The 11,681-nt window shown below is 57.8% G+C and carries 15 protein-coding genes; all 15 read right to left on the reverse strand.

Features of this window, described 5'->3' with window-relative positions:
* Nucleotides 1-8: 8 nt before the first annotated feature.
* The 15 genes from FQ192_RS03305 to FQ192_RS03375 all read right to left on the reverse strand — a co-directional run bounded on the left by FQ192_RS03305 (nt 9) and on the right by FQ192_RS03375 (nt 11,584).
* Nucleotides 9-515: a phage major tail tube protein gene (locus FQ192_RS03305; RefSeq protein ID WP_149657350.1), complete on the reverse strand. Its 507-nt coding sequence runs from the start codon at nt 513-515 to the stop codon at nt 9-11.
* Nucleotides 515-1,681 carry a phage tail protein gene (locus FQ192_RS03310; RefSeq protein WP_149657351.1) on the reverse strand — a complete coding sequence of 389 codons (1,167 nt, stop codon included), beginning with the start codon at nt 1,679-1,681 and terminating at the stop codon, nt 515-517. Before FQ192_RS03310 ends, FQ192_RS03305 begins: the two co-directional genes overlap by 1 nt.
* Before the next feature lie 2 nt (nt 1,682-1,683).
* Nucleotides 1,684-1,869, reverse strand: coding sequence for a hypothetical protein (locus tag FQ192_RS03315; protein ID WP_149657352.1), 186 nt, complete (start codon nt 1,867-1,869; stop codon nt 1,684-1,686).
* Nucleotides 1,870-1,970: 101 nt separating this feature from the next.
* Nucleotides 1,971-2,525 carry a DUF4376 domain-containing protein gene (locus FQ192_RS03320; protein WP_149657353.1) on the reverse strand — a complete coding sequence of 185 codons (555 nt, stop codon included), beginning with the start codon at nt 2,523-2,525 and terminating at the stop codon, nt 1,971-1,973.
* 15 nt (nt 2,526-2,540) lie between these two features.
* The gene (locus FQ192_RS03325) at nt 2,541-5,027 is read right to left on the reverse strand and encodes a phage tail protein (RefSeq protein ID WP_256672215.1); all 2,487 of its coding nucleotides are present in this window, start codon (nt 5,025-5,027) and stop codon (nt 2,541-2,543) included.
* Nucleotides 5,028-5,663 (reverse strand): phage tail protein I, encoded by a 636-nt coding sequence (locus tag FQ192_RS03330; RefSeq protein ID WP_149657354.1) that lies wholly within the window; start codon nt 5,661-5,663, stop codon nt 5,028-5,030.
* On the reverse strand, nt 5,660-6,655 hold the full coding sequence (locus FQ192_RS03335; RefSeq protein ID WP_149657355.1) for a baseplate J/gp47 family protein: 996 nt from the start codon (nt 6,653-6,655) through the stop codon (nt 5,660-5,662). Before FQ192_RS03335 ends, FQ192_RS03330 begins: the two co-directional genes overlap by 4 nt.
* Entirely contained in the window at nt 6,652-6,984 is a 333-nt protein-coding gene (locus FQ192_RS03340; RefSeq protein WP_149657356.1) for a phage baseplate protein, read from the reverse strand. The genes FQ192_RS03335 and FQ192_RS03340 overlap by 4 nt, the downstream gene beginning before the upstream one ends.
* 10 nt (nt 6,985-6,994) lie before the next feature.
* Nucleotides 6,995-7,606, reverse strand: coding sequence for a phage baseplate assembly protein V (locus FQ192_RS03345; RefSeq protein WP_149657357.1), 612 nt, complete (start codon nt 7,604-7,606; stop codon nt 6,995-6,997).
* A 3-nt stretch (nt 7,607-7,609) separates the two neighbouring features.
* Complete coding sequence (locus FQ192_RS03350; RefSeq protein WP_149657358.1) at nt 7,610-8,122, reverse strand: hypothetical protein; 513 nt, start codon at nt 8,120-8,122, stop codon at nt 7,610-7,612.
* Nucleotides 8,122-8,493 (reverse strand): phage holin family protein, encoded by a 372-nt coding sequence (locus FQ192_RS03355; protein WP_149657359.1) that lies wholly within the window; start codon nt 8,491-8,493, stop codon nt 8,122-8,124. Before FQ192_RS03355 ends, FQ192_RS03350 begins: the two co-directional genes overlap by 1 nt.
* A gap of 252 nt (nt 8,494-8,745) precedes the next feature.
* On the reverse strand, nt 8,746-9,576 hold the full coding sequence (locus FQ192_RS03360; RefSeq protein WP_149657360.1) for a putidacin L1 family lectin-like bacteriocin: 831 nt from the start codon (nt 9,574-9,576) through the stop codon (nt 8,746-8,748).
* Between the two features lie 8 nt (nt 9,577-9,584).
* Nucleotides 9,585-9,770, reverse strand: coding sequence for a Com family DNA-binding transcriptional regulator (locus FQ192_RS03365; protein WP_149657735.1), 186 nt, complete (start codon nt 9,768-9,770; stop codon nt 9,585-9,587).
* A 152-nt stretch (nt 9,771-9,922) separates the two neighbouring features.
* Complete coding sequence (locus tag FQ192_RS03370; protein ID WP_149657361.1) at nt 9,923-10,333, reverse strand: tail fiber assembly protein; 411 nt, start codon at nt 10,331-10,333, stop codon at nt 9,923-9,925.
* Between the two features lie 516 nt (nt 10,334-10,849).
* Entirely contained in the window at nt 10,850-11,584 is a 735-nt protein-coding gene (locus tag FQ192_RS03375; RefSeq protein ID WP_149657362.1) for an XRE family transcriptional regulator, read from the reverse strand.
* Nucleotides 11,585-11,681: the final 97 nt, after the last annotated feature.

The following is an 11,681-nucleotide window of genomic DNA, read 5'->3' on the forward strand; positions in this document are numbered from 1 at the left end:
CGCGAGGGTTACGGCAGCAATACGGCGCGGCGGGCGTCGCCCAGAATGTCGACGCCGTTGAGCATGAACTTCTGGGTGCGCACGTCGATGTCGATCACCGGGATGCCGTTTTCAATACGGTTGTAGGTGCGGCAGGAGAGCTCCAGCGCCGTCGTGGGTTTTTTGCCCATTTCCATCTTGGTCTCGGTCAAGGTTTTCAGCTTGCCGCCAACGGTGTGGTAGGTGAACCAAGTGTTACCGTCCTGATCCTGACCGGCCTCGCGGACGTTCAGCAGGATGTCGTCACCCAGTTTTACACCCAAGGCCAGCATGATTTCCGGGCCCATGCCTTGGAGGGTCAGGATGCACGTGAGCGCTTTGGCGCTCTTGGCCATTTGCTCGGTGATAAAGCGCCCGCCGCGCATATCTTCCATATCGAATTCAATCTTCGGCGCGGTGAAATCTTCCACCGTCGCCGACAACGGCAGGCCTTGCAGGGTGGCCGCGATGGCCTGTCTTACACGGTTGGTAAACATTAGAGAACATCCTCCAGGAACTGCTCGATGATTTCATCGCGGGCGTTGAGTTGATAAACCATGTGTTCGTTCGGCGCGTAGCGGCCGTAGTCGATGACGATGAACCAGGTGCCGTTCTTGTACTTCTCGACGCTGTTCAATTCCGGGTGCAGGTAAACGCTACCGCCGGGGATGGTTTCGTCGGCCACCAGGGTTTGCAGCCAGTCGTTGATGCGCTTGACCTCTTGATCCATGAAGGACTTGGTGAGGTTCTTGGCCATGGCTTTCTGGCCGGCTTTTACCAACTTGCGGCTGATCGCATCTTCGAGGCCGACGTAGCTGATGAACTTGCCGGTGATCGAGCGGTTACCCAGCAGCGAGAAACCGCCGAGGATGGTGCGGGCGTAGTAGCTGATGCCGTAGCGATTGAGCAGATCGCCTTCGGTGGAGGTGTCGAGGATGTTGTATTCCACGACCCTCGACACGTCTTCGGCGTAGGTCACCTGGTTGCCCGGGCTTTCCCATTGCTTGACCTTGGCCAGTGCGGCAATCGCCAGGCTGGAAGGCGCCAGGAACACGTTTTTCTTCGCCGCTTTGGAGTAGACGGCCGGCATGTTGTGCACCACCAGACAGCGGTCGAAACCGAGGTCAGCGCCGCCCAGTTCCTGGCTGTACGCCACTTGATCAGCGACCGCGGCGTCCTTGCCGTCGAGCACAACCCGCGCCTTGATGCGTTTGCCGAACGAAGCGAATTCGCTGGCCACAGCCTTGGTGCCGGTGAAGCCTGGGGCACCGATGATGGTCAGGTCTTCCGGCACGCCGCCCAGCGCAGCCAGGCCGAGTTTACGACCGGTCACCGGCTCGATGCCGCCGATCACGTTGTTGAGGGTGTCCGCCGGGGCGGTACCCTCTTCGACGATGACCACGTAGACCGGCACCTTCACCACTTTGAGGATCTGGTACACCGCGTGATACAGCGTGCCCGACTCGGCGCCGGTCGGATCCAGCAGCGCCTGGGTGGTGAAGCTATTGATGCGAAACGGGGAGTTACGCGGAATCAGCGGATCGGCTTTCGGCGCGGTGCCGACCAGGCCAATGACGTTGTCACCCAGGCCACCCATGGCCTCGGGAGATTCAGTGGCATTGACGGTAATGCCGTTGTGCTCGAAGTTCAAAACCTCAGCCATGGTTATTCAGCCTTCTTGGCAGCGGCCTTTTTGGCCTGGGTGGAAGTGGATTTCAGCTCCAGGCGACCGGCGCTGAGCAGTGCATTGGCTTCGACGTCGAGCAGGTCGAGGTCCTGGCCGGCGGTCGACCAGTGGCCACGCCCGACAGGGAACGGGACGAGGACGGTGTAGGTTTGGCGTTCTGCCATTTGGGTTTCTCCAGAGACGAAAAAGCCCCTTGGTTTTAGGAAGGGGCTTTCGGGTGTTGTTGGGATTTGGTGGATAAGAAAACGCCCCGCGGTGCGGGGCGTTATTGAAGCGCTGGGTTCGATGCGGGTGGAGATGAGTCTGGCCAGCCTTCACCGAGCATTTCGTCATGGTAGGTTCCGGCTTCAAGTGCAAGGAGCAATGTCAATTCACGATCAAAGCAGGCCTGGACGTGTGCCCGGACAGCCTTCGCAATGGTGATAATTTGCTCCGCGCCGATCTCGACGAAACCGTTGAGTGTTTTGAAGTTGCAGCGGTATTCGGGGTCGAGGATGGCAGATAAGCCGGTACCGGCAATCAACGCCTGACTATCGCGAGTCGTCTCAACTTGCAAACCGTCAACGGCAACGCCTGATGCCTCGCGGCTAAAGCGCTCCTCGGCAATCAACGCCGCTCGATCAAGAACTACATCCGCAAAAGGGAGTTTGAGTATCTGGCCTTCTTGTAAAGACCAAGTACCATCAGCTTCGCTGATCGTTCGAAAAAACAAATCGGCATCAACTTCAATAGCCCCATCGGGAATAGAGCCTTGGTGCAGATCAGTGTTATAGCGCCCATTCAGTGCAAGTTCAGATCCAAAAGTAACGTAATACTTCATTGCGACAGCCCTCTATCAACGCCCAATTACGAGCCAGCGAATGGAAGCGTTTAGCGTTTTTGGCGTGATTGCTCCACCGCTTAAAATGTACGGTGCGGCAAAAATGGTGATTTCATTGAGAGTCGAAGCGGTAATGCCCGAGGGGTAGCAAGTACCGCCACCATCCGAACTTATAGCCGCTAATGTTTTGTTGGGAAATGCAATTGGAAGGGCCTGCGTGAGCGATGTCGTGTTACCTGGAATAGCCCCCCACCCCCATTGAACTATCCAACCACCGAGCCAGCTCGGGAAAGCAATAAAACCAATAGGGTTAAAGAGTGCCGAAAAACCGAAACGTAGTTTTTTTGGCGTCACAATCGAAGCATCGTCAGAACCAGAATCCGTAAGGAGCTGCGTCGCGACCCTGACCGTACCCAATTTAATTTCTGTCGCTTGCGTGGCCAAAACCTCCAGCGCAGCGATATCAATATTTCCCTGATTGACCGGCGCGTTCCAGGCCTTGATGCACCACATTACCGCCAGGTTTCTCGGGCGGGTTATCCCTAGATAAACATCGTCCTGAGAAAGAGTTAGTAAACTTCCAGAGTTGCTGTATCCAACTTGAGCAGCGTAAGCGTCTCCAGATTTAGATAGTAAATCCAGGCCAAAAAACTCCCCCTTGCTTCCGCTAGGGCCACCCATTCCTACGACCGCTGTAAAGCCATTACCGTCGGAATCATATGAGACGAGGGAACCTTTCTGACGACTGCCAATTGCCCGGCCGACATCGACTCCCCGCCCATGGTCCCAACCGCGCAAGAATTCGCCACGAGACTCCGGCAAACGAAAGTTACCAACACCCTCATCACCTTTGTTGTAAGTCGTCCCAAGGTAAGCGGCTAAATCCGGGTAGACCGCAATGCTCTGCACGCTGCCATCCAACTCAAGATAACCAGGAGCAACGATACCCATAGGGAATGACAAAACAGCGCCAACCGGGATGGCAGATTTCAGCCTTTCGACTTCTTTGACCAGTGCAGCAACATCAATATTTCCTTGATTGACCGGCGCGTTCCAGGCCTTGATGCACCACATGACGGCAACGTTGCGCGGGCGGGTGGATCCGTAAACAGAGGCCGTCCCAAGGGCTGCCGCAGTAGATGGAACTCCAGACTCCGCAACACCGGGGTAAAGGGCCGACGACACTGCATCCGCCCCAAAAGCAGAAACAACGTCCGCTGATGCATCAGATGCCCTAGGCGCCTGAATCCCGACCCCGCCAGCCGTTGTGTCAAAGCTAGCCATCGTGCCCTTTTGCCAGCTACCAACCGCTCGCCCAGGGTCAACCCCACGTCCATGATCCCAACCACGCAAGAACTCCCCACGCGCCTCCGGCAAACGAAAGTTACCAACGCCCTCATCCCCTTTATTGAACTTGCCCGCCAAGTAGGCGCTCAAGTCGGGATAGGTTGCGCTGCTCTTGACGCTGTTATCCAGCTCAAGAAACCCCGGCGGTGGCGTATCAACCGGGAACGCAACAATCGACCCCACCGGCAACGCCGAAGCCTTGGCAATCAACGCCTCGATTTCAGGTTTGGTGTAAGTGTCCTTGATCCCAAACCCGGCTAGCGTCTCAGGGTTGGCCCCGCCGGTGGCCCGACCGTATTTATCAACGGTCAGACTTTTGTAGGTGCCGGGTTGAATCCCCGTCCGGCCCGCCAACATTTCAAACGTCAGCGCAGTGGCATCCAGCGTAATAGGCCCGTTAGTGGTCAGGTGCCACAGCGAGTCGCCATTGGCTGTGCCCTCTTCAACCATCACCGTCAGGCCCGGCGTTACCTTGGCGCTGGTGTTGGCGTCAGTCGTGCGTATCCAGGCGCCGTTGGCGACTACCCATAGGCCGTTGTCCTTGGCCAACGTCTGAGACGTCAGCAGGACGCGATCACCAGCAACAACCGCGACACCATCAATCTGCTGCGCACCGTTCAGCACTAGGTTGCCAGTCGCGGCAACGCGAACCGATTGCTTGCCGTCGAGTTTGCCGAGTTCCTCGGCGAGGTAGCTCATGACCCAGGCACGGGTGGCCTTGACCACAGTGTCATCGATCAGAAGCGTCACTAAAGCTGCGTTACTGGTCTCAAAAATCGAGCGAATGTAAAACTCTTTCCCCGATCCCGACGTCGCCAGCACCGGCTTAAACGACTCCGGGTATTTGACAATGGCGTAGAGAATCCCGGTATCGGTCCAGATCCCGGCTTCACGCACATACCAGCCGCCAACATCCGGCGGGATGGTCACTTCCGCCAGCAACCAGCTCGGATTTTTCTCATCCTGGAACAGTGCATTGAGCGGACCGCGCCAGACTTCGCGCTTCAGTGCAGTGGCCGTGGCGGCCGGGTTGTAGACAGTGCCAGCGCCGTCACCGACGGAGATCTGTGACAACTTGATCGGCAGGCCCGCCGCTTTGCAGGCCGTTTCGTAGGCGATCCCCGCGTTGGTAAGCAGGGTGTAGTAGTCGGCCATTTAGGACCCCTGAGGATAAATAGTGGAGGTTTCGACGGTGTAGAGCCCGGCGGCCATGAAGGCCTGACCCCAGGCTTCGAGCCCTTCGATGACAATCGGATAAACCGTGGTCAGTTCGCCGCACACGGTGGCAGCGCCGATGACGTGATTGCCGAAGGCGCTCAGGCCGACGGAGACGGTCAAGATGTCGCGCTCGCTTCTGGCATCGGCCAGGCGTCGGTCAAGACGTGCATCGATTTCTTCGCTGTAGGGCTGCTCGGAAAAAGCCCTGACGGAAAAACTGTAAGGCTGGCCCGGCGGTGTTTGTTCGTACCAGGCCCGCACATCAGGTCGCAATTGCAAACCCTTGGCAGCGTTCTCCAGTGCTTTTCGAGTACCGGCCTGCCGTGCAGTGGGCCAGGCGAGTTCTACTGTTAACCGTTTTTCAGATTCACCAGCCTCAGAGCTCCATTCACTGACCCCGCGATCCGCGCCGAGGTACGGCAGGAACGCCAGCGGTGTTTCGGCGGGGTTCATCAACTCCGGAAACGGCGGCGTGATGCGTTCAAGCAATCGACCGAAACCCAGATCAAGCGCCCGTTCCAGCGCGGAACTGTTGGCCGGCAACAGGCTCGGGCGAGGTGTGTGGTCACTCATAACGTGTCCACCTCGACCTCGACGCCCGTGCAATACGGGGCCTGGAACGCCGTTGTCACAATCGGCGCCAGTGGTTCAAGAATCTGCAGTTGAACGGCGCCGGCGCTGTGCAGCGTGTAGTCGATCCAGCTCGGATCAACTCGTCCTTCCAGGCGATGGCAAGTGTCGGCATACGCCTGCAATTGCTGCTGCGCGGCAACCTTGGTCAGCCCCGAATCGGGACCGGCGTTGATCTTCGCCACCACACGAATTTTGTAGTTTTTGATTTGCGCACCCTGCACGGTGACCCGGTCGGTTTCGGGCCGTACATCCGGCCGGGCAAAATGTTGGCGAACGCCGTCAAGGAGGTCGGCGGACGGCGTGCCATCGCCCTCCCGGGCCAGCACGGTGACCATCACTTCGCCGGGCGCAGTGCGGCGTCCGTTGCCGTCCTTGACCTGCGCGGCATAGCCGTCCGGGTCGAAGGTGTAGGTGACGGTCACCACGCCCGCCGCAGCGGTTTCGACCTTCACCGCAGGCCGTTCGCCGAGGGTGAAGACCTCCCGGCGATACTGCATCCGCGAACCCGCCGCCGGGGCATGGGGCGCCAGGTAGTAACGCAGCCGGGCGTCGTCATCGCTTTCAAAAACCGCGGGGATCGGCGGGAAGGCCGCCGGGTCGCCCGGGTCCAGCAGTTGACGCTCAAGCCCCATGTCAGCCAACCGTGCATCGAGGTTACTGCCGGTGGCCCACCACGCCAGCATCTGCTTGATCCGGGCGTTGTATTTGCGTTCGTGGGTTTGCAGCCGTACACAAAAAGCCTCAAGCGCCAGGGTCAGCAATTCGCTTTCGTTTTCCAGGCTGACCAGCAGTTTTGCCGCGCTCTCGGGAGAGCGGGCGCCGACGTATTCAACGACAAAGGTCTTGAACTCGGCGAGCAAGTCCTCAAACGCTTCGACGGTGACGATGGCTGGCTCGGCCAACTGGTTCTGGCCGGGGATCAACATACTCATGTCACCACCTCGAAGGATTGTTGACGGTTTTTCCAGGTGCCGGCAAAGCGCAACAGCAACCCCGCGCCCTGGCGGCTGGCCACAATGACTTGCGGCTCAAAATCATCGATGCCGTTCTGCTTGTTGTAGAACGCCTGCGCGGCATGGCTCTGGGCAAGAATCAGTACATCGTCGCCGAGGTTCTGCCCCAGCAATTCAGGAAGTGTGCTGCCGTACAAAGGACGCTTCTGACGGGTGCCCAACGGCGTGGTCAGTGCCCGGGTCGCGCGCTGCACAAACTGCAACCAGTCGTCGACGGTGGCTCCGGTATTTCTATCGATTCCGATCATGGGAAACCTTTTATTTGGGGCTGATGACACGCCCCTGGTGATCCACCACCGGGCCGCTCAGGTGCACGCCGGCCGCGTCGATCAGCAAACCGACTGCGCCCAGTTGCAAGGTGATCGCCTGGGGTGTCATCGCCAGTCGGGCCGGGCCGATGCTTAATTCAAGTGATTCGCGAGAACCGGTAAAAACCGCCGGGCCGTTGTTCCAGTGCAGGACATGACTGGCGTCGTCGTAGCCGCTTTCCGTGCCGTCCTGATGGAGGCGACGGGTCAACGAAGCCAGGGTCGAGGCCGGTGGGAACTGGTCGCCGTTAAGGCCGAACAGCGCGACGGACTGTCCGCCGCCCTCACCGCCGCCGTGGTTGAGCAATAGACATTGCTCACCGACCGAGGGGATGCGCGACTCACGCTGTGCCCCGGCACTCGGGTTGAAAAAGCGAATGGCCGGCGTCAGCAATTCACCGTGGCGGACCTTGCAGGTGTTGCTGGCGGCATCGACTTCCTGGCACACACCGATCCGACAAAAACTGTCGGCGCGGCGATACAGGTCCTCCAGCTCGGTCTCCATTTGCGCCAGGCGCTCGATGATCGGACCCAGTTGCATGCGTAACAGCGCGTCAAACATGGGCTAGTCCTCGAGGGCGGTGTATTGATCCGGGTCGTCGATGTTCGACACCTCCCAGGTCCGGGCGAATTTCGGGATGCCGGTCGGGTCTTCCAGCAGCAACGGCCCGAGGTACAGCGTTTGGGTGAACGAAACGGTCCAGGCGTTGTAATTCCGCGTACCTCTGAGGGAAATGGCCGGCAGACCATCGATGTCCTGCGGCAGATCGCATTGATCGGCCGGCAGTTTCCAGCGGTTGTCGGTGACGAGGTTTTTCAACTCGCAGCCCAGGTCGCACACTTCGGGTCCCTGCGTCGGCAACACGGCCCGCAACGAAACCGTCAGCACATGAGCGATGCGTCCGTTATTGGCGCGGTGTCCCGGCGCATCGTGATCGATCGAAATCAGAACCCATGTCGAATCGCCAGGGCTGTCGACATCTTGATGGCTGCCGACCCTCACGCCAGGCAGGGCGATGTGCAACGCCTCGGTAATGGCGCTAACAAGTTGCGATGGTTTTTCGATGACAACGGGCATTAATGGCCTCCTGTGCCGTCGTTTGGTTGATCCGTATGGGAATCACGGGGCGGGACATCACAGACGCCGAGGCGCTTCGCCGCCCAGCGCTCATAAAGCCCAATAGCCACGTCCGCCCCGGCCATCGCCGTGAGGCAGCCAAACGCACACGCGGTCCAGATCGACACACCGGCGGCGTACAGCAACATGATTGCCGAGACCCCGCAGATCACGCAGGCTCCGGAGCGCAGCGCCAGGCGCCGCAGCAGCGCCCAGCCTTTGGCGCCTTCCTTGTCGGCGCGCCACATTTCGCCGGACACCCCGCCCACCAGGGCGAGGACGATGACAAGCCAGATCGGCATGTCCAGCAACGCTTGTTGCTCGTTTGTCATGTCACGCCTCCTGGGGGGGCTTGATAAATCAATGAGGGGTTCAGTAATGAAGCGGTTAAATCAGTAACCCGATGTCTCAACATCTGTCCTCTTGTTGCCAACCCTTAAAGAACGCACTGAATGCGTGTTGCACGTCCCTTTTCCACAGCAATACAACCCGCTCACACTGAGTGAGCGAGTTGTACGATTGGTTGATTCAAGTAGGGCAATGACTCGTCGAGGCAAGGGTTCAAAACGAGTTCAACAAGCCGCTCAGATTTTCCAGGTCCAGATATCAAAGGTTTTGAAGGAAGAACCGTCGATCAGGCGGATTGGACGGTAGGTCGGCTGATACCCGAATCGGGCCCAGACTGGCGTCTCTTTAACGATGGAGAATCCACCGTTGGGTTGCAGACGCAGAACGGTGCCTGGCTGACCCGCTGTGCCGGAATTCCACAAAGGGACATTGTTAGCGGCATAAACAACGAAGTTGCCATCCGCCTGAACGACAGCCTGAACCGCTCCTTTGTTCTGCGTGTAACTGGCCCAACGAATGCTCCAGTTCGGACCGTACACAACAACGTTCCCGTCACCCTGGAAAATCAGGGCGCTGTCACCGGAAAAATAGGGAATACCCCTGGCAATCTCATTCGGCCCACCGATCACCACCGAAGAGTTGGCGCCAGCAATGAGCGGGATAGACGGGGTGCCGTTCCAGATGGCCTGAGAGTCAAGAAGTACGATATTCCCGTCGTCCTGCAATACAAGGTGAGTTCGGTTCCACTGGTCCTCACTGGTAAAGGTGGAGTTGTTGGACAACCAAGTGCGCTTGCGAACCGGATCATCCAGAAACGCGCCATATTGGATGTAGAACTGTGGCGCCACGTTGTAACGCAGTGGAACGGTTGAACTGTAAGGCTGTGCCTCATTAGCCACCCATACAACTACGCCATTATCCTGCAGGACCAGATTGCCATCAGCCTGAAGCAACAGCTTGAATCGGCCGTTCGGCGAGAGGAGAAATTGACCAGCCGTCATTGTCTGGTAAGCGGGGAGAATCGAAGTGCCGCTACCTTGAAACGGAGTACGTGTACGTCCTGCCATTTGATCACCTATAAAGTCGAATGATTTTTTGCGGAGGATTCCGCTTTCATGTCGCTCACAGGCGATCGCTCGAGGCTCGCAGCCTTCTCATGATTCAACGTCCCACAGCGGGAACACTTGATCTGGAGTTCGGTGTACTCACCCACTCGGGCGAGTAGTCGTTTGCAATGTCCACACCTGCAATCTCTCAACATCTTCAATGCCTTTTGATTTTTGCCGGATCCTTCCTCTTGCCCGGGCGACGCCGAGACTTGAAATGCCTGACGGTCGGTAGGCATTCCAAAAAGCCCGGCGATTAACCGGGCTTTTCAATAATGCACCCCTGCTTTCGTCTGCGGTGCCTTTCTTAAGGGCGTTCAGGCCACACGATGGTTAGCGGATAACCCGACTGTTTATTGACCTCGCTGAAAGCAACGCAGTACCGCGTGTAAGCCAGCAAGTACGCCTGATCGGCCTCAGTGGCGAGCCCCAGGTCGACCTTGGCAAGCAATGCAGTGGTAGTAAGGCTGTTGATAACTTTGTCGAGCCGCGCAGCTCGCTCACGGCGCAGTTGGTTGCCCAGTTCGGACTGCCAGTAAGGGGAACCGTCGAAACTCCAGACGCCATTGGTGTTGACGGCCTTATAGGAGTAATCAACCAGGGTATCGCCGATCACTTCGACCCAGAACTGATCAGCCGGAAACTCTTCGGTGATGGGATTGTTGGTTTCATAGATGTTGTCGACCAGGTCATCAACAATGCGTGCGTACTTTTTCATTTGCATATCCTTATGGGTTGCCGGTAAACGGCAGACGTGATCTGCCTGTGTCAGGTAGGCATTCCAAAAAGCCCGGCGATTAACCGGGCTTTTCAGTAATGCGGTCCTTCGCCTTCCCTTTAATCCTGTGTGCAAAAAAGGAAGCTGACTTTTCGGCGCTACTGGCGCGGTACGAGTCCATTCAAATTGTTTTTCCGACCGCGGTCCCTGCCCGCCGGATAACTGCTTCTGGTGCTTTACGCTGCACACCCGGGTCAGTTGCCAACCCTCTGAACCGTTGAGGCCGGTTCATCGCTGCCTTTGTGGTGGAACTAAAGAGCTTCGTTTCGAGCTGCTTTGTTGAGCGGCTTGAGACAAGAATATGCATGGATGCATATACAGTCAATGCATAAATGCATTTATTTATGCACAACAAATGCACAGGCGCATGGGAGCCCCGCCAGCCAAGGTGTTGGCCGTTTTCGACAGGCGAAAAAAAACCCGCCGGGTGACGGGTTTTATCTGACAGCGGTTGGGTCAGCGGGCGTACATGCCCCACCAGAATACGTGACCGAGGATGACGATCTGCTCTTCCTGGATTTCCTGGAAGGTGTAGTCCTCGTCCGGATGCTCGTCGCGATTGAAGCTGCGCAGGCGGATACCGGTGGGCAGGCGATAAAGCTGTTTCACCCGCAGCTGGCCGTTATGGTTGATGGCGTACAGGTCGCCATCGACGATGTCGCCAATCCCGCATTTACCGGCATTCACGCCGACGGTGGCGCCATCGCGCAGGACAGGCAACATGCTGTTGCCCCGTACCGTCACGCACTTGGCCTGGTCGAACTGCACGCCGTTGTGACGCAGACTGCGCTTGCCGAAGCGCAAGCTGGAGCGCTCGCTTTCTTCGATGACGAATCTTCCTGATCCAGCAGCCAATTCAACCTCGCGAAGAAAGGGGACCGACACCTCGTCGTCATCGACAGGGGTATCGTCGTCCCACAAGCTTATGTCCTTGAGTTCGGAATGTATGGACTCGCGCCCCGCACCGGCGGCCGGCGCGACATCCGCGCGCCCGCGCAATTGATCGGTGCTCACGGCGAAGTACTCGGCGATTTTCGAGATGTGCTTATCCGAAGGATCGACGATCTTCCCGCTCAAGATGCGCGAGAGTGTGGATTGAGGCACGCCGGTGCGACGGTGAAGCTCCGTAGGGGAGATCCCGTGCTGATCGAGCAGCGCTCTTAAGACTGAAGAAACATTGCGTTTTTGCATAACGCGAATAGTGCTTGAACTTTTTCCGGAAAACAAATGCAGAATTGCATAAAGTGCGCATAAAACGTCAATAAAAGCGCAATGGGTCTTGGGCCTT

The organism is Pseudomonas sp. ANT_J12, from assembly GCF_008370045.1.
Lineage (GTDB): Bacteria > Pseudomonadota > Gammaproteobacteria > Pseudomonadales > Pseudomonadaceae > Aquipseudomonas.

Coding starts and splice junctions, on each gene's coding strand:
- FQ192_RS03370 (WP_149657361.1), bottom strand. CDS start 10,333: ATGAAAAAGTACGCACGCATTGTTGATGACCTGGTCGACAACATCTAT.
- FQ192_RS03340 (WP_149657356.1), bottom strand. CDS start 6,984: ATGATCGGAATCGATAGAAATACCGGAGCCACCGTCGACGACTGGTTG.
- FQ192_RS03325 (WP_256672215.1), bottom strand. CDS start 5,027: ATGGCCGACTACTACACCCTGCTTACCAACGCGGGGATCGCCTACGAA.
- FQ192_RS03345 (WP_149657357.1), bottom strand. CDS start 7,606: ATGTTTGACGCGCTGTTACGCATGCAACTGGGTCCGATCATCGAGCGC.
- FQ192_RS03320 (WP_149657353.1), bottom strand. CDS start 2,525: ATGAAGTATTACGTTACTTTTGGATCTGAACTTGCACTGAATGGGCGC.
- FQ192_RS03360 (WP_149657360.1), bottom strand. CDS start 9,576: ATGGCAGGACGTACACGTACTCCGTTTCAAGGTAGCGGCACTTCGATT.
- FQ192_RS03315 (WP_149657352.1), bottom strand. CDS start 1,869: ATGGCAGAACGCCAAACCTACACCGTCCTCGTCCCGTTCCCTGTCGGG.
- FQ192_RS03350 (WP_149657358.1), bottom strand. CDS start 8,122: ATGCCCGTTGTCATCGAAAAACCATCGCAACTTGTTAGCGCCATTACC.
- FQ192_RS03305 (WP_149657350.1), bottom strand. CDS start 515: ATGTTTACCAACCGTGTAAGACAGGCCATCGCGGCCACCCTGCAAGGC.
- FQ192_RS03355 (WP_149657359.1), bottom strand. CDS start 8,493: ATGACAAACGAGCAACAAGCGTTGCTGGACATGCCGATCTGGCTTGTC.
- FQ192_RS03375 (WP_149657362.1), bottom strand. CDS start 11,584: ATGCAAAAACGCAATGTTTCTTCAGTCTTAAGAGCGCTGCTCGATCAG.
- FQ192_RS03365 (WP_149657735.1), bottom strand. CDS start 9,770: ATGTTGAGAGATTGCAGGTGTGGACATTGCAAACGACTACTCGCCCGA.
- FQ192_RS03310 (WP_149657351.1), bottom strand. CDS start 1,681: ATGGCTGAGGTTTTGAACTTCGAGCACAACGGCATTACCGTCAATGCC.
- FQ192_RS03330 (WP_149657354.1), bottom strand. CDS start 5,663: ATGAGTGACCACACACCTCGCCCGAGCCTGTTGCCGGCCAACAGTTCC.
- FQ192_RS03335 (WP_149657355.1), bottom strand. CDS start 6,655: ATGAGTATGTTGATCCCCGGCCAGAACCAGTTGGCCGAGCCAGCCATC.